This window comes from Flavobacterium sp., assembly GCF_027483985.1.
Classification (GTDB): Bacteria; Bacteroidota; Bacteroidia; order Flavobacteriales; family Flavobacteriaceae; genus Flavobacterium.
In genome coordinates this window covers 78,276-103,486 of record NZ_JAIXTJ010000050.1, presented here as the reverse complement: position 1 = coordinate 103,486, position 25,211 = coordinate 78,276, and the positions used below count along the sequence as shown (strand labels likewise).

Here is a 25,211-nt window from a genome sequence, read left to right as displayed (position 1 = left end):
TATATAAATTATATAAAATAGCTACAATACTGATTTATAACTCATTCATAATTTTTATACGATAAAATTTACCAATAGCAATTGTGAGTTTTAAATTATAATCTTCGATCAACCAACTTCTGTAGTTTTTGGTAACGTTTCCTAAACAAATACAATATTGTTTAATTCGATATTCAATATCATCATTGAGTTCTTTAGATAATTTTCGGGCATCAATTAATTCATCCGTGTTATCAACACACATTTGTGCGTGTTGCTCCAATGATTTTTCGATAATAGTTTTAGCCTTCAAATTATTTTTAACCGTGAATTTGAATTCCTCTTGAATATTCATTGAAATATTATCAGTTTTTGAAAATTTCTTACGCAATTCATCAGGCATCACATATTTGAAATTACTTTCAATATCAGCATCATCACGAAGACTTTCTAGATAATATTCTGGAGATTTAAAAATATGCTGCCAGTCAATCGGATTGTTCCATAAACCAAAGCGTAAAGCATTGTTTCCTAAATCAATAACCGTAAAATTGTCTTTGTTAGGTAATTTTCTTGAACCACGACCAATCATTTGAAAATACAAGGTCAAGGATTTAGTAGCACGATTCAAAATAATGGTTTCAACAGTTGGTTCATCAAATCCTGTGGTTAAAATTCCCACTGAAGTTAAAATAGCATCGGGTGTTTTCTTGAACCATTGCAAGATTTCTTTACGATCTTCTGTTGAAGTTGTATTATCTAGATGACGAATGTTAAAACCGGCGTGTCTAAAACTTTCATAAACGTGCAGCGAAGTATTAATTCCGTTATTAAAAATCAATGTTTTTTTTCCGAGTGATTTCTCCGTATAAGCGTGCAATAATTTTTCTTGCATTACCATATTACTATACAAATCATCAGAAGATTTTACAGTATAATCGCCATTAATTCCGACTTTTAACGAAGTCAATCCAACATCATAACTATAAGTTGTTGCTTGTGCTAAAAACCCTTTATCTATAAGATTTTGAATAGTATCACCAACGATTAATTCACTGTAGTTTTCATACATTGGTAATTTTATATTTGAACTCAATGGTGTTGCTGTAACTCCCAAAATAAAAGCATTATCGAATGCGCTAAACAACTTCCTAAATGAGTTAAAGTGAGCTTCGTCAATTATCACTAAACCAATATCTTGTATTTCTAATTTTTCATCATTGAGACGGTTTTTTAACGTTTCAATCATCGCAACAAAACACGAATATTCGTCTTGATCTGGAAGTTCTTTTATCGCGCTATTAATCACTTTGTTTTTGACATCAAAATTCTTAAGCATTTTTGAAGTTTGTTTACAAAGCTCAATCCGATGGGTTAAAACCACCACTTTTTTGTTGTATTGTTCTAAATAACGTCTTGTAATTTCGGAGAAAATTACTGTTTTTCCGCCACCTGTTGGCAATTGGTAAAGTAAATGATAATTGTATGGTGCATTATCTAATCGTTCAAATATCTTGTCAATATCGCCTTTCTGGTAACCATAAAGTTCCTTTTTATCTTGAATTTCGGCGATTAAATCTTTTTTTGACATAGCATTTTTTACAATTTTGCAAAAATACGTCTAAAAAAGAGTATCTCAACTATCATTTTAAAAATAACTCAAATTTAATAATCAAATCGTTCAACAATAGCATTGAATTCATATTTATTCATCCAATTTTGAGTAATGCTTTCTTCTTTGATAGCCACTACTCTACTTCTAAATTCTTCTAGTATTCCCTTTTCAATCATAAAACTAATGGCTTGCTCATAAGAAGTTAGCATACTTTTATAGAACGCTTCCGAATTAATTTGTCGTTCGCTCGATAAAGTTTGGGCAATTTCAATGTTATATAGCATTACATCAACAATTATAAACGAATCAACGCCTAGCGTAATAAAATGTTTAATAAATTTTTGAGCTGTAGATCGGCGCATTTTAGGTCTTTTTCCTCTTATCGGGAAATATTCATTTGCAATTTTAAGTTTAGCATCTTTTACTAAATTTCGTTCGTTAGGATTAAAAACAAAATTATAGTAGACTTTAACTTCTTTAAATTTATCGTAAAGTTCCACCAATTGTTCCTCTAATTGTTCTTTACTTAATTCGGATAAATATTTTTTTAAATCGCGTTTGCTCATAGTAATTGCTAAATTATTGCAAAAGTAAGTGAGATTCTAGGTTTTTAACTAATGATATGCTTAATTTTGTAGACCAAAACACTAATTTATGACTAAAATTTTCAAATTTACAGCAATTGCAGAGGGAATCTCCTATTTAGTATTATTTACAAATATGTTATTTATCAAACCAAATAATATAGATTTGTATAAAAAATTACTGTATCCAATTGGTATGGCGCACGGAGTTTTATTCATAGGATATGTGATTTTAGCTTTCCTAATAATGAAAAGTCAAAAATGGTCTTTCAAAGATTTAGCTGTAGTTCAATTAGCCTCACTTTTGCCTTTTGGTACGTTTTACATTGAGAAAAAATATGTAAAAAATGCATAATACTCTTGAGAAAATATTTGGTTGGTTATATCCGATACTCAATAAAATGGGTTTTGGAGATACGCTCGCATCCTATTTAAGTTTAGTTTTAAACATTGCTATTTTGTGTGCATTAGCCTATCTAATCTATGTTATTTTTAGATTGGTTCTTGTAACTGCAATGGCTATTGTTGCTAAAAAAACCAAAACTAATTTTGATGATTTATTAGTCTCCAACCAAACTGCCAAATATATTGCTCATTTAATACCACTTCTTTTCATCTACAAATCGGTTCCAGTTATCCTTGATGCATATGTGTATTGGGAAACTGTTTTCGGAAAATTAGTTGGAATCTATATCATTTTATTATCGTTATGGATTGTTCGAAGTGTTTTAAAAGCCATAAGAGATTATTTAAAAGAACAGCCAAAATATAGTGATAAACCCATAGATAGTTACATTCAAGTAATTATGATTGTGCTTTGGATTATTGGTGTTGGTGTAATTATTTCAAAAATATTTGACATCAATAGCAATACACTTCTTGGAGCTTTGGGAGCTATTTCGGCCGTAATCATATTGATTTTTAGAGATACCATTTTAGGATTTGTTGCAAGCGTGCAAGTTTCGTTAAACGATATGGTACGAATTGGTGATTGGGTTACCTTCGATAAATTTGGTGCTGATGGCGATGTGATTGAAATAAACCTTGCAACGGTCAAAGTTCGAAATTTTGATAATACGACTACAACAATTCCTACTTACAGTTTAATATCTGATTCTTTTAGAAACTGGCGCGGAATGTTGAATTCTGACGGAAGACGTATTAAAAGACACATCCTTATCAAAGCAAAAAGTATTCGTTTTTTAAATGACGACGACTTACAAAAAATGAAACGCATTCAGTTGGTATCACATTATATTGATGTTAGGCAAGACGAAATTAATAAATTTAATAAAACCTACAATGTGGACAAATCGTTATCTATCAATGGCAGAAACATGACCAATTTTGGGTTGTTCCGAAAATATATTACACAATATTTAGAGCTTTATCCGGGAATAAACAAAAATATGATTTTGCTTTGTCGCCAGTTGCAACCCACACCACACGGAATGCCACTTGAAATTTATGTCTTTTCAAAAGACCAACGGTTTGAACAATACGAATATATTATGGCTGATATTTTTGACCACATTATTGCATCTGTAGCTTATTTTGATTTAGAGATTTATGAAATGCCTACCGATAGAATGAGTTTAGAAGAATAATTATTTTTTCAATCGATCTTCGACATATTCAATTTTGGTTTTGCCGTGTGCTTGAGGTTTTCCATCCAAACCAACACTTACCATTGTAATTTTGTCGATAGTAATAATGGTTTCTTTAGTCATCATGTTTCTTACTTCACACATTAATGTTAATGAAGTAGTTCCAAACTTTACTACATCAATTCCAATTTCGATAATATCACCTTGTTTTGCCGAACTTCTAAAATTTATTTCTGACATATGTTTGGTTACAATCCTTGGACTTTCTAATTGTATGATGGAATATAAAGCAATTTCCTCGTCAATCCAAGCCAATAATCGACCACCAAATAAAGTACTATTCGGATTTAAATCCTCGGGTTTTACCCATTTTCGTGTATGAAATCTCATATAATATTTTTTAAAAAAGCAAATTTACTGATTTGAAATTGGGTTAAGAAAAATATATTCTTTTTTTAACTTATTAATTATCAGTAAAATTTAAAGTTGCCTTTTCTTTATAAATACAAAAAAAAGTTGTTAGTTAGCAGTAAATCTATATATTTGCAAATTAATTAGAATTTTATAACCTATTTATATAATATGAAAAAAATTACATTATTGTCTGTATTGTTGGCATCATCATTGTCAGCTTTAGCTCAAGATGCTGACGCTAAGAAAGATAAAGCCGTTTCGGAATATAACAAATGGACAATTGAAGCAACTGTTGGACAAGCAAAAGGTGTAAGACCATATTCTACTGGATATTTCTCAAGTGATCCAGGAACATTTTTAGGAAAACCTCAAGCAAATGGTTTTGCATTAGGTGCAAGATACATGTTCAGTCCAGTATTTGGAATTAAAGGAGGTTTACATTATGAAGAAATCAAAAACATCAAAAATAACGGTAGTTTGCCTTTCAAAATGCAGCAAATTGGACTTTCGTTTCAAGGAGTTGTAAACGCTAATCGTTTGTTCAACATTCAAGAACCAATGGGAAGATTAGCAATTTTACTTCACGGTGGTATCAAAATTGATGCAATGACATCTAAAACTCCAAATATTATTGAAAATGATCACAATTTTAATCAAACCGAATATAATGGTGGTTTATTAATTGGAGTTACACCAGAATTTAGAATTACTAAAAAAATGTCTGTTTTACTTGACGTTACTGTACAAAACAACTACAGACAACATTTCAATTGGGATGGAACCTATTCTGATATTGAAAACAACTTAAATGGTCAATTAATTACGACTTCATTAGGATTGACTTACTCTTTCGGAAGCAATGATATTCATGGAGATTATGCTATCATTAAAGACAAAAAACTTGATGAAATCGAAGCACTTAACAAAAGAGTTGGTGACGTAGAAACTTTAATGAACGATACTGATAAAGATGGTGTTGCCGATTATTTAGATCAAGAAAACAACTCTGTAGCAGGTGTTGCTGTTGATACAAGAGGTAAAATGGTAGACATTAACAGAAATGGTGTTCCAGATGAATTAGAGCGTTATGTAGATAAATCGTCTAAAGAATCTTCAGAAAAATCAAATGCTGATATGATCAAACGTTTAGTAAACGAAGGATACATTACTACTTATTTCGATACTAACAAAGTTAATCCAACTAACGTTTCAACTGAAGGAATTGATTTCATCAGAACTTATTTGAAAAACAACCCATCAGCTAATGTTGATATTGTTGGGCACGCTGACGAAGTTGGTTCTAGCGAACGTAACAACACATTATCTAAAGGACGTGCTGAAGCTGTTAAAGCTATTTTAGTTAAAGCTGGAATTGATGCTTCAAGATTAAACGTTGTTAGTTCAGGTGAAGATACATCAGTAGATGTTGATTCTGAAGGAGCAAGAAAACTAGTAAGAAGAGTAACATTCAGAATCAAAGAATAATTAACATTTGATTCTTAATAAATAAAATTAAACCTCTGTTTCGCGACAGAGGTTTTTTTGTAACTTTAAATAAAAAATGGAAACAAGAGAAACTTCTTTATTAGAACTTCGTGGTACTGCAATTGGTAATGTTTCTGAACAATCATCGGCAGAAGAATCTTTTCAAAACAAAACGCTTCGACCTATTTTAAAATTTCAAAACAACTTATTCTTAGAAGTTTTTAAAAATTATGCTGTCAAGCAAAAAGGTGTTTACTATACTTTATCAACAGAGAAAAAATTAGCTTACATCGAGAACACAATTCAACGAGATATAAAATTTAGAAATGCTCTAAAAGGAATGGTCATTGGCTTGTTTACTGTTGAAGAATATTCACAATATGTTCAAAATTCATCTAATTTAAACAAACGAATGATGACTATGCTGATTGAACGCTTGAAAAGTCAAGTGCTTTTGTTTGAAAATGAAACTGTGTAAACAAGATTATTTAATGAAAATACAATTTTTATCATTACTATTTTTGTGCACTCTTTACTCCTTTTCGCAAGAAATACAATCCAAGAGAAAATTTGACGTAGCATTTGCTCCCGGAATTATTTGCCAGGGAAATATGTATAACGAATTAAACTTAACTATTGGAAAAGTCTCCACTGAAAATTGGACTGTCGGAATTGTTGGTTGGCGCATTGGAATGGAATCAAATTTTAAAAACAACAACGAATTCATCATAGCACCCAAAGTTGGTTATGACATTTCAATGACCTACTTTACTATTAGATTATCGGCTGTTAATTATTTTCAAAATAGTAAATCGGAATTTAGAATTTTACCCGAACTAGGAATAAGTCTTGGAGGAAGTTTTTGTTTGACTTATGGATATGGAATTAATTTAAACAATGCTACTATTTCGGGATTAGCTAACCACCGAATTGGTTTAAGTTTTAATATTAACAAACAATTGAATAATGCTTTTTAATTTTCCTTTAAAAACTCATAAATTTCTTTCCAACTAGTAGTTTGAAGTGCAATATGTTTTTGCAAATCTTCTAATTTTGAATGGATTTCTGTAGCACCTAAGCCTTCATCATTATTAATGAAAATTCCTTTTGCTCCTAGATTTTTAGCAAATTCTATATCGGTTAATCGATCACCAATCATATAAGAATTGGTCAAATCATATTTTGGGTTGTTAATGTATTCTGTGACCATTCCAATTCCTGGTTTTCGGGTTGGCTTTTTATCTTCGGGATAAGAATCATCAATAAAAACTTTGCTAAACACAATTCCTTCATTTTCAAAAGCTTTCAAAATTTTGTTATGAATTTTCCAAAAGATATCGGTTGGTAAAGCTTTCGTTCCCAATCCATCTTGATTGGTTACCATTACAATTTCAAAATCCAATTTTCGAACTATTTTTCCTAAATAGCGAAAAACTTCAGGATAAAATTCAAGTTCTTCAAACGTATCTAAAACATAATCAGGTGCTTTTGCTTCATTAACTATAGTTCCGTCGCGATCGATAAAGAGAATTTTTTTCATAATTTTATATTTAATTCAAAACTAAATAAAAAACCGCTTTATTAAATGAAATAAAGCGGTTTTTATATTGTAATTGATTACTTAATCTTCATCATCGTGAGCTTCTCCTCCACTTTGAGTCGCTTCTGTAGTTGTTCCCGAATCGGCTCTAATTTCTGTATGACGAACTTCACCGCCAGTTGTTCCGGTTTCTTTACCTAGATATATTCCAACAATTGCAATTAGAACTGCTAAAAAATAAACTAATTTAGCTTTAGAATGATTTTTAATCGTCGTATATAATCCTAAAATTGAAACCAATCCTAAAATGTAAAGTACAACTGCCAATTTCTCAGCCATTTCTTCGTGTTCGTGAATTATTTTATGTCCAACAGATGGCATTTCTTCGACCATTTCCTCTGCGCCTTCTCCGGTATACATACTGGCAAAGGCAAAAATAGCTCCAACAATAAACAAACAATAAGCAGTATTTTTAACAGAATTATTTTTTAAAAATATTCCAGCAATTAATATTCCGAATCCAAGTATTATCCCGATAATTGGAAAGTGGTTTACGACCATATGCAAATGTGCGTCATTCATAATTTTTAAGTTTGATTGTTAAATAATAAAAGGTAAAAATGCTATTTTTTGTGCTAAACTCAAAGCTATTTATAAAGCTTTTGAAAATTTTTAATTTGTAATATCAAAAACACCTTTCAAAAGGAGCTTAGAACTTTTATTAATTTGTTCATTTTCAATAATCTCAACAAAATCATTTGAAGATGCGCCTTTTTCAACAGCTATTTTTTTAAATGAAAATTCTTTTGCATCTTCCTTATCCAATAAAAATACGAAATATTTTTGATTTTCAGTGATTAAAGCTTCCTTCGGAATGGCTAATCCTTTTTTGGAATCAGTAATAATCTGAGCTTCAACGAACATACCTGTTAATAATTTTTGCTTGATGGCATCATCTAAATGTCCGTGAACATTTATCGTTCTGTCATTTCCTTCGATTGATTTTCCGACTAAATGTACTTCGGCATCGAAAACCTCTTTGCTTGCTTCTGGAACAGTAAATTTGATTATTTGATCTACTTTTATTTTTAAAATGTCTTTTTCAAATACTGCCAATTCTAAATGAAGATGACTCGTATCAACAATTTCTAAAATCACATCCGAAGCTGCAATATACATTCCCACATTGGCATTCATAATAACAATATCGCCTGAAATTGGTGAAAAAATTGTTACAACCGATGTCAATTTTCCGTTTTCAACATTTCTTGGATTGATGTTTAACAACACTAATTTTGCTCTTAAACTTTGGTACATTCCTTTGGCTCTTCGGTAATCGCTTTCTGCTTTAAGGTAATTTTTTTGAGATGTGATTTTCTCCTCATATAATGTTTTTTGTCTTTCAAATTCTGATTTCAAATAAGTGATTTGTTCCGCAACTTCTAAATAATCTTTTTGAATATCAAGGAATTCGGTATTTTCCATCGTTAAAAGTGCCTGACCTTTTACTACTTTATTTCCAACTAAAAGATTGGTAGATTTTACGTAACCACCAATAAATGAAGTTATTTTAGCTCTGTTTTGTGGTGGAACATCTATGCGACCCGAGGTTTTTACTGCTACATCAAAATCTTGTTCTGTAGGAGTTCCGACTTCCATAGCCATTGTTTTAAATTGATTTCTTGAAACAATTGTCAAACCACTTTTTTCTTCTATTGGCGTTTCGACTTTGACATCTTTACACGAAATTAGTAGAAAGGTTGCTGCAATTATATATACTATTTTTTTCATAATTAATTAAAATTTAGGTACTCCAAGTCGATTTGGGTTTTGTTGTAAAGTAATACATTTTCAAGATAATCTACTTGAATTGTGGTAGCATTTTCTAAAGAGGTAATGTACTGAAAAAAATCTATTTCTCCGTGTTTGTAACTCATTTCAGCCACTTTTAAAATCTCTTTTGCCAATTTCTCACCATATTCTTTATAGTATTTTATACCTTCTTCGTGTTTTAGCAATTCGCTTTTCTTTTGAGTAATATAGTGTTCGATTTTTAAATGCTGACTTTGCTTTTGTTGTTCCCAACTTTCTATTTCTAATTTGGCAACATTATTTTTGGCTTTTATTCCACCAAACAAAATCGGAACCGATACACCAACCTGAAAACCATATAACGATTGCGACAATCCGTTATTTTTTCCTTGAAAATATTCTAGATTTATGTCTGGCAAATACTGTTGCTTTTGAAGTTTTATATTTGATTGATAAATTTTTGTAACATTATCGAAATAAGCATTATATACTTCTTTATTTGAACTTTCAGTCAAGTCATTTAATGGAAGTAATTTATCATTTTTTATCATTACTTTTTCATCACATTGCACTAATCCTTGAAGCACATCGTATTGCGCAAGTTTATCTTTTTGTATTTGTGCTAATCTTGTTCTGATTTGTCGAAACTTACTTTGAGCCGTAATTTTTTCAAGGTAATTTGTTTCGCCTAACTCAAAACGTCTGTCGCTTGCTTTCGAGAAATTTTGATACAAACTATCTAAATATTTATATAATTTTTCTTGATTTTGATAATAAACAATGTGGTTGTAAACTTGGGTTACTTCGGATGTTAATTTATTCTTTTTAATTTCAAAATTTGATTTTTCACTTTCATATTCAGCATTATAAAGCTTTTTTTGCGCGCCATAAACTGTCGGAAAAGCAAATCGTTGTTGTATTCCAAACACTTTTAAAGGTTCGTTATTCAAAGCCAAATTATTCTGATCATAACTGTAATAAATATTAGTTTTATCAAATGAATAAGCCGTTTTAATAGTAGCTTTTGATTTATCAATTTGAAATTGCGCGGCTTTAATTGATTTATTATTTAGATGTGCTTTACTAATCAAACTGTCCAATTCAGGATTGTTATTTTGAGAAAATACTAATGAAGAACTCAGTAAAAGCAGAATGATTGTTGTACTAGTATGGATTTTAAACTTGGCTTTTTTACCTTCTTTTTTATCTAAAAGTTTATATAAAATTGGAAGCACAATCATAGTCAATATAGTTGCTGTAAACAATCCACCAATTACTACTGTTGCCAACGGACGTTGCACTTCTGCACCAGCAGATGACGAAATAGCCATAGGTAAAAATCCTAAAGCTGCTGCGGATGCAGTTAACAAAACTGGTCGTAATCTGTCGGTTGTGCCTTTCAAAATAAGTTCGTTTATGTCGTTGATTCCTTGGTGTTTTAGTTCTTTAAAATGTTCAATAAGTACAATTCCGTTGAGGACTGCTATTCCGAAGAGTGCAATAAATCCAACGCCTGCCGAAATACTAAAAGGCAAATCACGAATCCAAAGAAACAATATTCCGCCAACAGCCGAAAGTGGAATTGCCGAATAAACCATCAAGGCTTCTTTTACCGATCCAAAGGCAAAATATAACAGAATGAAAATTAAAAATAAAGCAATTGGAACCGCAATTAATAATCTTGCTTTAGCACTTTGAAGGTTTTCAAATTGACCTCCATAAGTTACATAGTAACCTTCAGGAAGTTTTATTTTTTCGGTTACGATTTTCTGAACATCGTTTACAACACTTTGCAAATCGCGGTTTCTAACGTTGATTCCTACAACAATTCTTCTATGAGTATTGTCTCTTGAAATTTTGGCTGGACCTTCGGTATACTCAATTTGAGCCAATTCTTGTAACGGAATTTGGTCTCCATTTGGAGTTGGAACATATAGATTTTTCAAATTATCAATATCCTGACGATTGTTTTTATCCAAACGAATGACCACATCAAAACGTTTTTCACCTTCAAAAACAGTTCCAACCGTTTTTCCTGCAAAACCGAGAGCAATCATTTCGTTTAAATCGGAAATATTTAAACCATAGCGTGCAATTTTAGATCGATTATAAACCACACTCATTTGAGGTAAGCCTTCTGTTTTTTCGATGATGATATCAGATGCGCCTTCGACATCGGCAATGGCATATTTAATTTGATCTGCTTTTTTTGCTAAAATATCTAAATCTTCTCCAAATAATTTGATGGCCACATCACTCCTAGTTCCAGAAATTAATTCGTTGAAGCGCATTTCAATGGGTTGCGTGAATTCGATTTCCATATTTGGAATTTGTTTCTCGATTTCGAATTTAATTTTATCAGCCAATTCATCCTTATTATCAGCAGAAACCCATTCGCCTTTTGGTTTTAATTTTACAATAATATCCGATTCTTCCATACTCATTGGATCAGTTGGAACTTCGGCAGCACCAATTCTACTGACCACTTGAGTAACTTCTGGAAAATTTTTTAAAATGATTTTTTCAATTTTTGTAGTGGTTTCGATGGTTTTTGTCAAAGACGTTCCTGTTTTTAAAACGGGTTGGATTACAAAATCACCTTCGTCTAAAGTTGGTATAAATTCGCCACCCATTGTTGTAAAAAGTACGATTGCAAAAACTAACAAAGAAATCGCACCATAAATTACTTTTTTACTATTACTTAAAGCCCAAGTAATTACGGGCAAATACCACGAATTCATTTTAGCCATTAATCTTAATGAAAAAGAATTTGAATTTTCTTCTTTAGGTTTTAAAAATAGCGATGAAACTACAGGAACATAAGTAAAACATAATAACATTGCGCCAGCTAAAGCAAAACTAAAAGTTAATGCCATTGGTTTAAACATTTTGCCTTCAACGCCAGTTAGTGATAGAATTGGGATGAAAACAATTAAAATAATCAATTGTCCGAAAACAGCTGAATTCATCATTTTTGATGCGCTTTTATAAGTGATTTCATCAATTTGAATTTGTCTGTCTTCTTTAGATAAGTTTATCAAATGTTTCGATTTATAAGCAATTTGAAAAGCAATAAATTCAACAATAATTACGGCTCCATCAATTATAATTCCGAAATCTATTGCGCCTAAACTCATTAGATTGGCATCGATTCCGAAAATATTCATAAAGGAAATTGCAAATAATAAACATAACGGAATTACTGAAGCAACTACCAATCCTGAACGCCAATTTCCTAACAAAAGAACTACTACAAATATTACGATCAAACAACCTAAAATAAGATTCTCTGCAACGGTAAACGTAGTTTTTCCAACCAATTCACTACGTTCTAAGAACGGATTGATGTAAACACCTTTTGGTAACGTTTTTTCAATTTCGTCCACTCTTGTTTTAACATCTTCAATTACTTGTTTGGAGTTTCCGCCTTTAAGCATCATTACTTGTCCGAGTACTTTTTCGCCTTGACCATTTCCAGTAATAGCACCAAAACGATTAGCACTTCCAAAACCAATTTGAGCAACATCTTTTACATAAATTGGAATTCCGTTATCGCTTTTAACAACAATATTCTCAATATCTTCTAGTGACTTTACTTTACCTTCGCCACGAATAAAATAACTTTGATTTACCTTTTCGATATATGCGCCACCTGCAATACTATTGTTGTTTTCTAAAGCGTTGAAGACATCAATAGTTGAAATATTCATCGCTTTAAGTTTGGAAGAATTTATGGCAACTTCATATTGTTTTAAATATCCACCCCAAGTATTTATTTCTACAACACCTTTAATTCCAGATAACTGACGTTTTACAACCCAATCTTGAATGGTTCTTAAATCGGTTACAGAATAATGATTTTTATATTCGGGTTTTACATCTAAAATGTATTGATAAATTTCGCCCAGACCAGTTGTAATTGGTCCCATTTCAGGTGTACCAAAGCCTTGCGGGATTTTTTCGGAAGCTGTTTTAATTTTTTCGGCAATTAATTGTCTTGGAAGATACGAACCCATATCATCTTCAAAAACGATGGTAACGACCGAAAGTCCGAATTTAGAGATAGAGCGAATTTCTTTTACTCCAGGCAAGTTTGCCATTTCAATCTCAACCGGATAAGTGATGAATTGCTCAATATCTTGAGTGGAAAGATTTCTAGAAGTTGTGATAACTTGAACCTGATTATTAGTAACATCAGGCACAGCACCAATTGAAATTTGGAACACCGAATAAATTCCAAATCCAAAAATTCCAGCGATAAGAAGTAAAATTATCAGTTTGTTTTTTAAACTAAAAGCAATTATTTTTTCAAGCATTTTATTTTATTTACTTTCTACAAAGATAAATAAGTCTAGAAAAAATAAACTTAGAATATTCTTAATATCCCATTAGGAAATTCTTAATTTGATTGAAGTTCCTTGCGATTTTACACTTTCTATGGATAATTCTATAGATAATAGGTCGCAAAGACGTTTTACGATTGACAATCCTAATCCTGTTCCTTTAATTTCTGGATGATTGGAAACATCGGAGCGATAAAACGAATTGAAGATTTTCCCCAAATCTTCGCTAGCAATACCAATTCCATTATCTGAAATCGATAAAAATGTTGCCTCTGCTTCTTTCGATAATTCAAATTTAATTTCACCATTTTGATTACTATACTTTATAGCATTTGAAACGATATTACTAATGATTATGGCAATTAAATAAGTATCTGATTTACAGTAATAATCCTCATTAAAAGTAGATTTTATAATAATATTTTTTTCTTTTATTTTATCAGAAAATCTAGCAATAGTATCTAAAATAGTCGAATTAAGATAAACTTGTTCGCTTTTAAAATTTTGTTTTTGATTTTCAAAACGAGCTAATAAAAGCAATTGATCTACTAGATTATTGACTCTATCTACTTCGCTTATGCAAAAATTAATTTTATCTTGATATTCTTTTTGTTCTCTAGGTTTTCTGATTAAAACTTCCATTGTGCCTTTGATTACAGCTAAAGGAGTTCGTAGTTCGTGGGAAGCATCCGATGTAAATTGCTTTTCGCGTTCGATTGCATTCTCGATTCTATCCAAAAGATTATTGATGGTTTCGGAAAGCGTATAGAGTTCGTCTTTGTTGGAAGGTAATTGAATTCTAGAAGTTAAATTATCTCTCGTTATTTTGCTAGAAGTTTCGATAATAGAAGTTACTGGTTTGATACTTCTTCCGGCAATTAATCGTGCAATTAAAAACAAAACCACTAGAATTACTGGAAAAGCAATAAGAAGAATGTTTTTTAAATTGGATAAAATCATTGTGGCATCATCAAGTGACATCGCTACAATGACGTGACCAATAATTTTATTATCATCAACAAGCGGAACTTGTATTTGTCTTATCGGTTTGTTATTTAAATAGGTATCAAGTAGTACGTTATCTTTTTCTGCACCACTTAACTTTAACAAAATTCCTTTTAGATTAGGAGATTTGTCAATCAATTCATTATTAATATCGTGAAACTGCACAAATACAGGATTCACATCTACCGTATTGTGTTCACGAGCGCGCCATTGATCTACTTGAATTAAGTAGGTTTCATTTCGATCGATTTCAATTTCATTGAGATGTTTTTTAACTTCATCTTTGATGTCATCATTGATGTGAATATCAACGCTGTAGTAAATCACCTGATAAATCACAATAAATACAAACGCAATTAATAACGCGGTACTAATTATATAATTAAAAGCTATTCGATTTTTAAATGAAAAGGTAAACATAAATTGGTGTTAATCATTGGCAATATAACCTACTCCACGAATTGTTTTGATACAATCGTTTTCTTTACTTAGATTAAGTTTTTTTCGAATGGCATTCATAAAAACATCAATAACTCCAGTATCATATTCAAAATGAATGTCCCAAACATCTTCTATGATTTGAATTCTTGTACAAACGTTACCTTTATTTTTTATTAAATAAACTAAAAGTTCGAACTCACGTTGGGTTAAAGAAACCTCTTTATCGTCAACAAAAACCTGATATTTGCTTAAATCAACTTTAATATTGGCTAAAGTTAATTGTTTTTCATCATCGATAGTTCTAAAATGAATTTTTATACGTTCTAACAATTCTTCAAAACTAAAAGGTTTTTTTATGTAATCATTAGCGCCCGATTTTAAACCTTCGATTGTTTCTTGTATGGTATCTTTGGCTGTTAAAAATAGAATTGGTGTTTTAGCGTCCGTTTTTCTGAATTCTTTGCATACCTCTATTCCTGGCAGTTTTGGCAACATCCAATCTAGAAGAATCAAATCTGGTTTATTTGAAATTGCTAATTCTAATCCTAATTTACCATCAGAAGCTACTGTTATTTCATAACCTTCTTCTTCTAATCCTTGTTGTAAAAAATCAGAAATTCCTTTTTCGTCTTCAACTATTAATATTTTCATTCGATTATTGCATAATAAATTTAAAACCTAAACTTGCAATATTTGATTTTAAACCGTCATTCCTATCATAATGATTAAATCTAAAATCGATATTTTTTAAACCGAACTTCCAAATTTTGGCGCTTGTAAAAATGTCAGTATAAGATAAACCTAAACCATATTGATTGGCATTAAAGGAGGATAAATCATAATCAGAAGTATAAAATTCTTCAGTAGACAAATGCTTTTCAAAAGGTGCAAAATACTTTGAGTGCGTTTGCGTATAATAGCGATACATCGGTGAAACCGTGAATTTATCTGTTAATTTAATCGGCACTTCGATAGATGCTGTGTGTGCAGTAATATCCCAATTATCAGTATAATATCTGTAATAGGTTCTAACAACAAATGTTTCATTGATGTAATAATTCCATCTTAAACCAATTGGCAGTTTAAAACGCGAACTTGGTAATTTTTCAATAGCATCAGCCAATCTATAAACTCCAGCATTGGAACTATTTTCGTAATTTGGAATAAAACTTGGATTACCAAAATAATAATCAGGTTTGTCGGCAAAATAAACTCGGTGATAAGGTGTTGATAGTTTTCCATCTTGTTGTACTAAATCAAAGAAAAGTGAAAATTGTGTTTTCTTGGTCAATACTTGAGAGAAACTAAATGAAGCAGAATATGAATTTCGAGCAGTACTATCCCAAGCCACAAAATTTGGATTAAATAACGGACTAAAACTAGCATAATTTCCGCTTCTTAATTCAGCAGGATAAATTGGTCGCCATTGGTCTAAGTACGCATTTACTTTAACTGAAACTTCCGAATTTTTATCATTGAATAACTTTGAAATTCCTCCTCCAAAACCAACTGATGTGTAATCATATTCGTTTGAAAAAGAAACATCTGCATTCCAAATAAAATTTCTATCATCACTGCTGTGGCTATAATTTGCTACCAAAGAGACCAAAGCATCTTGCTCAGAAGCGCCAGAAGAACTCTGCCAAGGCGTAGGATTTTTAGAATCAAAAGGATTAATATTACTTGAAGACGCTGATGTATAGGCAGAAATTCCTGCATCAATTGTAAGTACATCATCATCATTCATTGGTATGGCTACAATAATATTAGAAGCAACATCAGTAAGATTTTCAGAACCAATTCCGCCAGAAACTGACGAATGAATGCCATCTTGTTTGTAATAACTTAACAAAAAGTCTACTTCTGTAGCTTCAAGAACACGCTTTTTAAAAGCTACTGTGGTATCTTTAACCACTTTTTGTTCTTGTGAAAAAACAAAAGTTGTAAAAAATATAAAAACTAAAACTATTTTATTTTGCATGACTTTTTATCAGATTTAATTACAACCACAACCTCCACCAGATTTTCCTCCATTTGCACCAGCAGCAGCTTCTCTATAAACCTGAAATGCGGTTTCATAGCGCTCAGTTGATTTGGCTGTAAGTTTCATTTCGGTACTGTTTACTTTGGCTTTTTCATATTGTTTTACCGTATTACAAGATTGCAATACAACAATTGAAAAAACCACGATAGCTATTTTCTTTAACATTATACTTTTAATTAAGATTATATTTTTTTAAATCTATTCCTTTAGAAGAATGAATTTTTCCTTTGTCATCAACTATTATACATTGAATGCCTTTTAATTGATTGACCAAATCCAATCCAACATCAATTCCTAAAACAAAAATTCCTGTTGCTAGCGCATCGGCAATTTCGGTTTGTTTAGCAAATACTGACACACTTACGATTCCCGTTGCCGGATAACCTGTGCGAGGATCAATTATATGTGAATACCTAATACCATTGAATTGCACAAATTTCTCATAACTTCCTGATGTTTCTACAGCAGAATCAATCAAAGGAAAAGTCGCAAAAACTTTATTTTTATTCATCGGATTAATAATTCCGATGTTCCAAGGCTTGCCATCTATATTTTTACCCCAAGTATTGATATCACCAGATACATTTACAATTCCCGATTCGCATCCGTCTTTTTGTAATAATGCTTTTATTTTGTCGGCAATATAGCCTTGTCCAATTCCGCCTAAGCCTAATTTCATTCCTTCTTCTTGCAGAAAAATAGTTTTGTTTGCATCATTAAGAATAATCTTTTGGTATCCAATTTTTTCAACCGATTTTTTGATAGCTTCTGGAGTTGGCATTTCTTTCATACTTCCATCAAATTTCCAAATTTTATCCATTGAAGCATAGGATATGTCAAAAGCACCGTTGGTTAGTTTTGATATTTTTATCGCTCGTTCTACCAAACTAAAAACTTCATCATCTACTTTAATTGGTTTGATACCTGCATTTTTATTGACTTGAGAAATTTGCGTAGTTGGAATCCAATCTGAAATTAAATTTTCAATACGTTTTACTTCTGCAATAGCTTTATCTGCGAAAACAATTCCTTGCGCGGAGTCTTTAGCAATAACCGTAATCTCGAAAGGACTTCCTAACATTGACAACTTTTTCTTGTAAACAATTTGTCCAAAAGAATTTAGAGTCATCAAAACCAATCCGAAAAGTAGATAGCGCTTCATTATTTATTCAAAGAATCTAACAATTTGACATATTCCTCGGCAGATATATTTTTGAAACCAGTCATTGCAATAACTTTTCCAGATTTATCCAATAAAACTACTAATGGAAAATTACCATCTTTATTATATTTTTCAGACAACTTTTTGTTTCCTTCAGCAACTTCTTTTGGTAATTGATTTGCTTTTTTATTAGGGAAATCAGCTCTTAATAATACAAATTTCTTTTCAGCATATTGTTTAAAAACCTCTGATTTCCAAACTACTTTATCTAATTTAATGCAAGGCGCACACCAATCAGAACCTGAAAAAACTAGAAGAATGTTTTTATTTTCTTTACCGGCAGTTGCCTTGGCTTCTTCCATATTTGTTTTCCAGTCTTGAGCATAAGTACCAAAACTTAGCATCATTACAAAAATCACTAGAACTATTTTCATATTAATTATTTTTTTAAGAATCATAATAAGGTAAGGTACAACTTTTAATTTGAAATAAATTTAATTGAAGTCTATTATGGTACTATTATCGAAGCACAATAAAAAATCAGTCTTCATTACAACGCAAAATTATCCATATTATTAATTGGTTGGTCGCAGATTTTAGATTCTTAAGCCAATTTTAATCTTAAGTCAACCTTAAGACAATGCTAAGTGTACCTTAAACAAATTAGGAATTTAAGAAAATATATTTGTTCAAATTTATCATAATGAAATTATTAAACAGGCACTCACCTATTTTACAGTTAGGAATCATTTACTTGGCAATTAGTTTTATCACTAGAATTGTACTTTTTTTTCATCCGATAACGCAATCAAGTTTTGAAATTGTAGAAGTTTTAAAAATAATTGTATTGGGTTTATTTTCAGATGTTTTTATCTACATATTGGGCAGTTCGTTACTTTTATTGTACTTAGTTTTTTTGTCTAACGAAAAATATAAAAAACCTTATGGCATAGGTTTATTTGCTATTCATATTCTTCTATTACTCTATTTATTATCAGGAAAATCAATTCTCCACGAATATGGAGGTTCATTACCTGAAATCGGAATTGCTTTTGTTTCTTTAAAAACAATTTTGTTTGGGTTGCTTCTTTTTCTGCCAAAGCATCGAAATAAAATCAGATTAGGTTTATTTGCTACAACCATTTTTATTTTTGTTTTGGTTATTGTTCAAAACGCGATAAGTGAATATTTTTTCTGGAACAAATTTGGAGTTCGATATAATTTTATTGCCGTTGATTATCTCGTTTATACGAATGAAGTAATAAAAAACATAATGGAATCCTACCCAATTATTCCTTTATTTACTGGAGTTGGTGTGATTACATTAGCCATAACTTACTTTGTTGTGAAACGCACAAAACCATTTTTGAAAGATCTTCCAACGTTCAATGAAAAAATAAAAAGTATTCTAATCTACACCATTTTATTTAGTACTTCACTTTTTGTCCTTCCTTTTTTAGCAAAGAAAGAAAACTCTACCAATATGTTTTCCAATGAATTACAAGCTAATGGTATTTATAAATTTTACTTGGCTTTTATGAACAGTGAATTAGAGTATAACAAATTTTATAAAACCCTTCCAAATGCTGAAGCTGTAGCTATTCTTCAAAAGCAAATTCCTGATTTTGCAGCAGATTTCTCTGCACGCGTTGTAAAAAATTCCAATCAAGAAATTCATAAGAATGTGGTTTTAATTACAATTGAGAGTTTGAGTGCCGATTTTATGAATTCTTATGGAAGTGACAAAAACATAACTCCATTTCTTGATAGTTTGTCCTCTAAAAGTTTAAATTTTAAAAATTTATATGCCGTTGGAAATCGAACTGTGCGTGGTTTAGAAGCAGTAACATTGTGTTTACCTCCAACAGCTGGTGAAAGTGTTATTAAACGAAAAGACAATGCTCATAAATTCACAACAGGATCTGTTTTTAAAGAAAAAGGATATGCTGTAAAATTTCTTTACGGTGGTGATTCCTATTTTGATAATATGGAAAGTTTTTACGCTGGCAATGGCTATGAAATCGTTGACAAAAAAACAGTAAAACCTGATGATATTACTTTCTCTAATGTTTGGGGAATTTGCGATGAAGATATGGCTAAAATTGCAATAAATGTAATGAATAAAGAAGCCAAAACTGGTAAACCTTTTTTTAATCATTGGATGACTGTTAGCAATCACAGACCATTTACTTATCCTGATGGAAAAATAGATATTGATTCGCATTCTAAATCTCGTGAAGGCGGCGTGAAATACACCGATTATGCTTTGCGTCAATTTTTCAAAATGGCTTCTACACAATCTTGGTTTAAAAACACTGTTTTTGTTATTGTTGCTGACCATTGCGCTTCAAGTTCAGGAAAGACTGAATTACCACTTGACAAATATAGAATACCAGGTTTTATTTATTCACCTGGATTTATTGACGCTGGAAATTATACCGATTTATGTTCACAAATTGATTTAATGCCTACATTATTTGGACTTTTAAACTTCAGTTATAAAAGTAAATTTTTTGGTCAAGATGTTTTAAAAACAGACTATAAACCTAGAGCATTTATTGCTACATACGAAGATTTAGGTTATATTAAAAACGATGTTTTAACTATTTTATCACCAAAACAAAAGGTAAAGCAGTATAAATTAGAATTGGTACCAGACAAATATCCAATTTATTTTAATCAAACCCTTATGAAAAAAGAAAATGTCGAATTGAAAAATGAAGCTGTTTCCTATTATCAAACCACAAGTTATATTTTAAAACATAAAAAGGATGAAAAATAAAAACTCCACTAAAACAATAATAAAATTGATTGTGGAGTTTTTAAGGGTTAAAGTCTAACTTAACTGGTACAAATTTAAGTTACTATTTTTTTTTGGCCTATACGTAGTTCTACGTGTTTTTACAGTAATCCGTTATATTTTCTAATAAACCATTCTGATGCTAAAGACAGAGCAATTAAAACTAGTAACCAAACCCAATCAATAAAAGGTGTTTTTTTTACAATATCTTTTTGAATAGCCTTATAATCTTCGTTGTCTAAAAGTGTTTTAATTAAAGCATCTATTTGATTTGGAACAAAGACGGCACCTTTAGTTTGAGAAGCTAGTTGTTTTAATTTAACCATATCAGGATTTACAAATTGCTTTTCAATATCAAAATCTAAAACTTCGAAGTTGCTAGAGTAACTGGCATTTGAGTTTAACTCTTTAACTTTAAACGAATATTGTCCGGCTGGCAAACCATCAAGATTTACCTTAAAACTATTATTGGTTTTTAATAAATCATAACGTTTAACTTGCTTCGTTTTATTGTTTGTAACACTAATCGTCAAACGTGCTTTATCGTCAAATTCATAATTTTTATTGAAATACTGTGCTGTAATTTCGAGAGCATCGCCAGAGTTATAAAAACGTTCGTGATTAACAATTAGTGATTTTTTAGAATCATTTGAAGCCAAAAACTGAATTGTTTTATCAAGAAAAACATCAAACTCTTCAAATGTTTTTTTGTCTACAAAACTATGCGCACGCCATTTCCAGATGTTTTCTCCACATAAAAAGGCATTTCGTTTTCCTTGATTATCTGAAAATGTTAACATAGGTTGGTTCGTTTCAACATTTCTTATTCTTGACGATAGCAATGTTGTATTGTTGTTTTTAGAAGTAATCGTTCCGAATGGATTTTCTAATGGCGGAAAACTTTCAAAACCTAAATTGTCAATAGCAAAAAGATTAAAATTGGAATCGAAATTGGCTAAATAGTCTTCTTTTTGAGACGACATTTTAAAATCTATAATATCTTGTTGTTGGTTTAAAAAACTAAAATCTGTATTCAAGCCTGTAATAATCCAGGTATTAATTTTAAGATTTTTATTGGAGTCAAATACTTGTTTGAATGTAGTATTGGGTTGATAAATAACCAAAACATTATACTTACTTAAATCATTGGTTTGATTGGGTTTAAGTATCGTAACTTTACGTTGTGCATTAGTTTCTATTCCGCGTTTTAATGCACCAACATCAGGATGATTAATAGCTGAAATTATGGCAACTTCAGTCTTTTGATCGATAATCTCTACTGCAAATTTCTTGGCATTATTATAAGTGTTTTTTTCAGCTTCTGACGAGGTTAACGTTGCATTAAAGATTTGTAAACCTGTTTTATCAGCTGGTAATAATACATTCAAAACCACCGATTTTTTAGAAGGAGAAAACGAAATACTTTGTTTGCTCAAAACATTATTGCCTTGCGAAATAGCAAAATTAGCATTGACCGATTTGGTTCCAGCATATTGAAGAAAAATCTCTACTGGAAATTTATTTTTGTGAAAAGCATACTTATTTACATTAATTTGATTGATTTTCAAATCTAAATAAGTCGTTGTGTCACCAACAGCTAACGGATAAACTTTATTATTTGCATCAAAACTAAAAACATAATCCGAACCCGAAGTTTGATTTCCGTCAGAAATTAAAACCGTTGGATAATTCAAGTTTTTATTGATACTCTTTAAGTTTTTTGCAACTTCATCAATATTGGTTTGTTTTCCTTTAAAATCAAAATTCTCTGTTGGTTGAAAATCAGCATCAAAACCGTAAGATTGAATATCAAATTTATCTTTTAATTTAGCGTTTGAAACTAATTTTTCATAAACTTCCTTAGCTACAACATTGGCTTTCAGATCGGTAATCGAACTAGAATTATCAACAACTATTGGTAGAGGCGTTTTAATAGTTTCAAAAGTACTTCGACTAATAATTGGATTTATCAACAACAGTAAAAGTCCAAAAACCGTTATAAAACGTAAAAAAGCTAAGAGCTTCGTTATTTTTGAAGTACTCTTAGCTTTATAAAAATATTGAAAATAAGACAAACCACCAGCTACTAAAACTGACAAGATTATTAATAATAAAGTGGATCTGTTCATTTGATAGTTTAAAAGTTTATGTGTTTAAAAGTTTAAAAGGTATTGTCTACTAGTAGTTTTAAACTATTTTATATTAGCAATTTGAGATTTATGTAAACCATCAATAAGCATATTTACTTCTGTAATTTTTTCCCTTATTTGAATATATTGGATTTCATCAACATATTCGAAATCAAAACTTAATATGATTTGATTCAATAACTCTAAAGATGAACTATAAGCAATTTCAGAAAATCTAGCTTTGTCTTTCATTGAACTTCTACCAGAACCTTCGGCTAAATTAGAAGCAATAGATATGGAACATCGTCTCATTTGACTTGTCAAACCAAAAGTTTCATCTTTAGGGAATAATTTTGTTGTTTTATAAATCAAAATAGCTAATTCTCGTCCTTTTTGCCAAGCAATCAACTTTTCAAAACTAAATATTCTCATTTGGATATATTTTATTTCAAACTCTTTTAAACTTTTAAACACCCAAACTTTTACACCTTAAATAAAATCTTAAGTTAGCATTCCACCACAAACATTAAGCACTTGTCCTGAAACATAAGCACTCATATCTGATGCAAAGAAGAGACAAGCATTAGCTACGTCTTCTGGTGTTCCACCACGTTTTAACGGAATAGAATCTCTCCAACCTTGCACTACATCTTCGTTTAATTTGGCAGTCATTTCGGTTTCAATAAATCCTGGCGCAATTGCGTTGCAACGAATATTTCTTGAACCTAATTCTAGTGCGATTGACTTTGTAAAACCAATCATTCCTGCTTTTGAAGCCGCATAGTTCGCTTGTCCGGCATTACCTTTCACTCCTACTACACTACTCATATTAACGATGGAACCTTTGCGGTTTTTCAACATAATTTTTTGCACCGCTTTGGTCATATTGAAAACTGATTTCAAGTTGATTTCAATTACTTTATCAAAATCTTCTTCACTCATTCGCATTAATAAATTATCCTTCGTGATTCCGGCATTGTTGATTAAAACGTCAACATTTCCGAAGTCAGCCATTACATCATCAACTAATTTTTGAGCTTCGCTAAAGTCGGCAGCATTTGACTTATATCCTTTTGCTTTAATACCTAAAGCGCCTAATTCATTTTCTAAAGCTAAAGCAGATTCTGCCGATGAACTGTAGGTAAAAGCCACATTAGCTCCGTGTTGAGCAAATACTTTTGCAATTCCGCTACCAATTCCACGACTTGCACCGGTAATAATAGCTACTTTTCCTTCAAGTAATTTCATAATATTCTTTGTTAGTTTGTTTCTAATTTTAAAAGCCAAATATAGCACTATTTTGATATTCATTAAAAAATAAGAGTACATTTAAACCTTTTTTAAGATTATAAGTCCTACAATGACCAACCTTATTTTATGATTTCTGACCAAGAGCATTTTCAACACATTTATAATCAATACAAAGTGTTGGTTTTTAATGTAGCGCTGCATTATTTGCAAAATAGTGAAGATGCAGAAGAAATCACACAGGATGTCTTTATCCAAGTTCACAATTCGATAGCGACATTTAATGAAAAATCGTCTCTAAAAACCTGGATTTACCGAATTGCAATTAATAAAAGTTTAGATTTTATAAAACATAAAAATAGTTCAAAGCGCTTTTTTATTTTCGGTAAAAAATCGAATAATCAACTTGAAATTAAAAACCTTTCAACCTTTGAACATCCAGGAATAGTGTTGCAAAATAAAGAAAATGCCGCTATTTTATTTAACGCAATTAACTCCCTTTCTGAAAATCAAAAAACAGCTTTTATTCTTTCAAAATTAGACGGTTTAAGTAATCCTGAAATTTCTGAAGTAATGAACATTAGTATTTCAGCAGTTGAATCTTTAGTTTTTAGAGCAAAGAAAGCGTTGCAAGAACAATTAGAAAATAAATTTGAAGAATACCGCAAGAAATAAAAATAAGTAGCGTCTAATGTATAAGAATAGACCAAAACATTTTTGAAAATTCACCGCAATGAATAAGGAAGATTTTATAAATAACGTTTTTAATAGTGTTGATGGAATTACAAAAGTGATTCCCAACAACGATTTATTTTCTAGAATTGAACGAAAAATTGCTCGTAAAGACAAAGTTTCAATACAAACAATTTGGCTAGTAGCTGCTTCAATTGTGATTTTACTTTCGTTGAACTTAGTTTTATTGAATTATTTCGCAAAATCAAATCATTCAGAAATAGCTAGTTTAGAATTAGTGATAAATAAAAATAATCAATTATACAAATGA

At 30.7% G+C, this 25,211-nt stretch carries 23 protein-coding genes and 1 pseudogene; 8 read left to right on the top strand and 16 right to left on the bottom strand.

Going from position 1 to position 25,211, the window contains the following annotated elements:
- Window positions 1–34: 34 nt before the first annotated feature.
- Both Q0050_RS12835 and Q0050_RS12830 read right to left on the bottom strand, forming a co-directional pair.
- Complete coding sequence (locus Q0050_RS12835) at window positions 35–1,570, bottom strand: DEAD/DEAH box helicase (protein WP_298396491.1); 1,536 nt, start codon at window positions 1,568–1,570, stop codon at window positions 35–37.
- A 74-nt stretch (window positions 1,571–1,644) separates the two neighbouring features.
- Window positions 1,645–2,160 carry a DUF6155 family protein gene (locus Q0050_RS12830; RefSeq protein WP_298396488.1) on the bottom strand — a complete coding sequence of 172 codons (516 nt, stop codon included), beginning with the start codon at window positions 2,158–2,160 and terminating at the stop codon, window positions 1,645–1,647.
- A gap of 88 nt (window positions 2,161–2,248) precedes the next feature.
- Between Q0050_RS12830 and Q0050_RS12825 the strand changes: the two genes are divergently transcribed.
- Together Q0050_RS12825 and Q0050_RS12820 are read left to right on the top strand one after the other, a co-directional pair.
- Window positions 2,249–2,533, top strand: a complete 285-nt coding sequence (locus tag Q0050_RS12825; protein WP_298396485.1) for a DUF3817 domain-containing protein — start codon at window positions 2,249–2,251, stop codon at window positions 2,531–2,533.
- Entirely contained in the window at window positions 2,526–3,785 is a 1,260-nt protein-coding gene (locus Q0050_RS12820) for a mechanosensitive ion channel domain-containing protein (protein ID WP_298396483.1), read from the top strand. Before Q0050_RS12825 ends, Q0050_RS12820 begins: the two co-directional genes overlap by 8 nt.
- Here Q0050_RS12820 and Q0050_RS12815 read toward each other — a convergent pair whose 3' ends face one another.
- A complete protein-coding gene (locus Q0050_RS12815; RefSeq protein ID WP_298396480.1) occupies window positions 3,786–4,175 on the bottom strand; it encodes a hotdog domain-containing protein in 390 nt (129 codons plus the stop codon).
- 192 nt (window positions 4,176–4,367) lie between these two features.
- Between Q0050_RS12815 and Q0050_RS12810 the strand changes: the two genes are divergently transcribed.
- The 3 genes from Q0050_RS12810 (at window position 4,368) to Q0050_RS12800 (ending at window position 6,661) form a co-directional block, all read left to right on the top strand.
- Window positions 4,368–5,684 (top strand): OmpA family protein, encoded by a 1,317-nt coding sequence (locus Q0050_RS12810; protein WP_298396478.1) that lies wholly within the window; start codon window positions 4,368–4,370, stop codon window positions 5,682–5,684.
- 76 nt (window positions 5,685–5,760) lie between these two features.
- Window positions 5,761–6,162, top strand: a complete 402-nt coding sequence (locus Q0050_RS12805) for a glyoxalase (RefSeq protein ID WP_298396476.1) — start codon at window positions 5,761–5,763, stop codon at window positions 6,160–6,162.
- A gap of 13 nt (window positions 6,163–6,175) precedes the next feature.
- Window positions 6,176–6,661 carry a hypothetical protein gene (locus tag Q0050_RS12800; RefSeq protein WP_298396473.1) on the top strand — a complete coding sequence of 162 codons (486 nt, stop codon included), beginning with the start codon at window positions 6,176–6,178 and terminating at the stop codon, window positions 6,659–6,661.
- Between the two features lie 5 nt (window positions 6,662–6,666).
- Here the strand turns inward: Q0050_RS12800 and hisB are convergent.
- From hisB to Q0050_RS12750, 10 genes and pseudogenes are all read right to left on the bottom strand, one after another.
- A pseudogene (hisB, locus tag Q0050_RS12795) lies at window positions 6,667–7,224 on the bottom strand (histidinol-phosphatase); the annotation flags it as partial.
- An 81-nt stretch (window positions 7,225–7,305) separates the two neighbouring features.
- Window positions 7,306–7,806: a hypothetical protein gene (locus Q0050_RS12790; RefSeq protein ID WP_298396470.1), complete on the bottom strand. Its 501-nt coding sequence runs from the start codon at window positions 7,804–7,806 to the stop codon at window positions 7,306–7,308.
- A 90-nt stretch (window positions 7,807–7,896) separates the two neighbouring features.
- The gene (locus Q0050_RS12785) at window positions 7,897–9,015 is read right to left on the bottom strand and encodes an efflux RND transporter periplasmic adaptor subunit (RefSeq protein WP_298396467.1); all 1,119 of its coding nucleotides are present in this window, start codon (window positions 9,013–9,015) and stop codon (window positions 7,897–7,899) included.
- A gap of 2 nt (window positions 9,016–9,017) precedes the next feature.
- A complete protein-coding gene (locus Q0050_RS12780) occupies window positions 9,018–13,352 on the bottom strand; it encodes a CusA/CzcA family heavy metal efflux RND transporter (protein ID WP_298396464.1) in 4,335 nt (1,444 codons plus the stop codon).
- A gap of 72 nt (window positions 13,353–13,424) precedes the next feature.
- Window positions 13,425–14,804: an ATP-binding protein gene (locus Q0050_RS12775; RefSeq protein ID WP_298396461.1), complete on the bottom strand. Its 1,380-nt coding sequence runs from the start codon at window positions 14,802–14,804 to the stop codon at window positions 13,425–13,427.
- A gap of 9 nt (window positions 14,805–14,813) precedes the next feature.
- Window positions 14,814–15,476: a response regulator transcription factor gene (locus Q0050_RS12770; RefSeq protein WP_298396458.1), complete on the bottom strand. Its 663-nt coding sequence runs from the start codon at window positions 15,474–15,476 to the stop codon at window positions 14,814–14,816.
- A gap of 4 nt (window positions 15,477–15,480) precedes the next feature.
- Complete coding sequence (locus Q0050_RS12765; RefSeq protein ID WP_298396455.1) at window positions 15,481–16,806, bottom strand: DUF3570 domain-containing protein; 1,326 nt, start codon at window positions 16,804–16,806, stop codon at window positions 15,481–15,483.
- 15 nt (window positions 16,807–16,821) lie between these two features.
- On the bottom strand, window positions 16,822–17,034 hold the full coding sequence (locus Q0050_RS12760) for a DUF4266 domain-containing protein (protein WP_298396452.1): 213 nt from the start codon (window positions 17,032–17,034) through the stop codon (window positions 16,822–16,824).
- 7 nt (window positions 17,035–17,041) lie between these two features.
- Window positions 17,042–18,031 (bottom strand): FAD:protein FMN transferase, encoded by a 990-nt coding sequence (locus Q0050_RS12755; RefSeq protein WP_298396449.1) that lies wholly within the window; start codon window positions 18,029–18,031, stop codon window positions 17,042–17,044.
- Window positions 18,031–18,465 carry a thioredoxin family protein gene (locus Q0050_RS12750; protein ID WP_298396446.1) on the bottom strand — a complete coding sequence of 145 codons (435 nt, stop codon included), beginning with the start codon at window positions 18,463–18,465 and terminating at the stop codon, window positions 18,031–18,033. Before Q0050_RS12750 ends, Q0050_RS12755 begins: the two co-directional genes overlap by 1 nt.
- A gap of 269 nt (window positions 18,466–18,734) precedes the next feature.
- On the opposite strand from Q0050_RS12750, the gene Q0050_RS12745 reads away from it, so the two are divergent.
- The gene (locus Q0050_RS12745; RefSeq protein WP_298396443.1) at window positions 18,735–20,813 is read left to right on the top strand and encodes an LTA synthase family protein; all 2,079 of its coding nucleotides are present in this window, start codon (window positions 18,735–18,737) and stop codon (window positions 20,811–20,813) included.
- A 119-nt stretch (window positions 20,814–20,932) separates the two neighbouring features.
- On the opposite strand, the gene Q0050_RS12740 is transcribed toward Q0050_RS12745, so the two are convergent.
- The 3 genes from Q0050_RS12740 to fabG form a co-directional block, all read right to left on the bottom strand.
- A complete protein-coding gene (locus tag Q0050_RS12740) occupies window positions 20,933–22,960 on the bottom strand; it encodes a hypothetical protein (RefSeq protein ID WP_298396439.1) in 2,028 nt (675 codons plus the stop codon).
- 63 nt (window positions 22,961–23,023) lie between these two features.
- Window positions 23,024–23,392, bottom strand: coding sequence for a four helix bundle protein (locus Q0050_RS12735; RefSeq protein WP_298396436.1), 369 nt, complete (start codon window positions 23,390–23,392; stop codon window positions 23,024–23,026).
- Between the two features lie 69 nt (window positions 23,393–23,461).
- Complete coding sequence (gene fabG, locus Q0050_RS12730; RefSeq protein WP_298396432.1) at window positions 23,462–24,208, bottom strand: 3-oxoacyl-[acyl-carrier-protein] reductase; 747 nt, start codon at window positions 24,206–24,208, stop codon at window positions 23,462–23,464.
- A gap of 129 nt (window positions 24,209–24,337) precedes the next feature.
- Here fabG and Q0050_RS12725 point away from each other — a divergent pair, with 129 nt between their 5' ends.
- Window positions 24,338–24,883: an RNA polymerase sigma factor gene (locus tag Q0050_RS12725; protein WP_298396429.1), complete on the top strand. Its 546-nt coding sequence runs from the start codon at window positions 24,338–24,340 to the stop codon at window positions 24,881–24,883.
- A 58-nt stretch (window positions 24,884–24,941) separates the two neighbouring features.
- Window positions 24,942–25,211, top strand: a complete 270-nt coding sequence (locus Q0050_RS12720; protein ID WP_298396426.1) for a hypothetical protein — start codon at window positions 24,942–24,944, stop codon at window positions 25,209–25,211.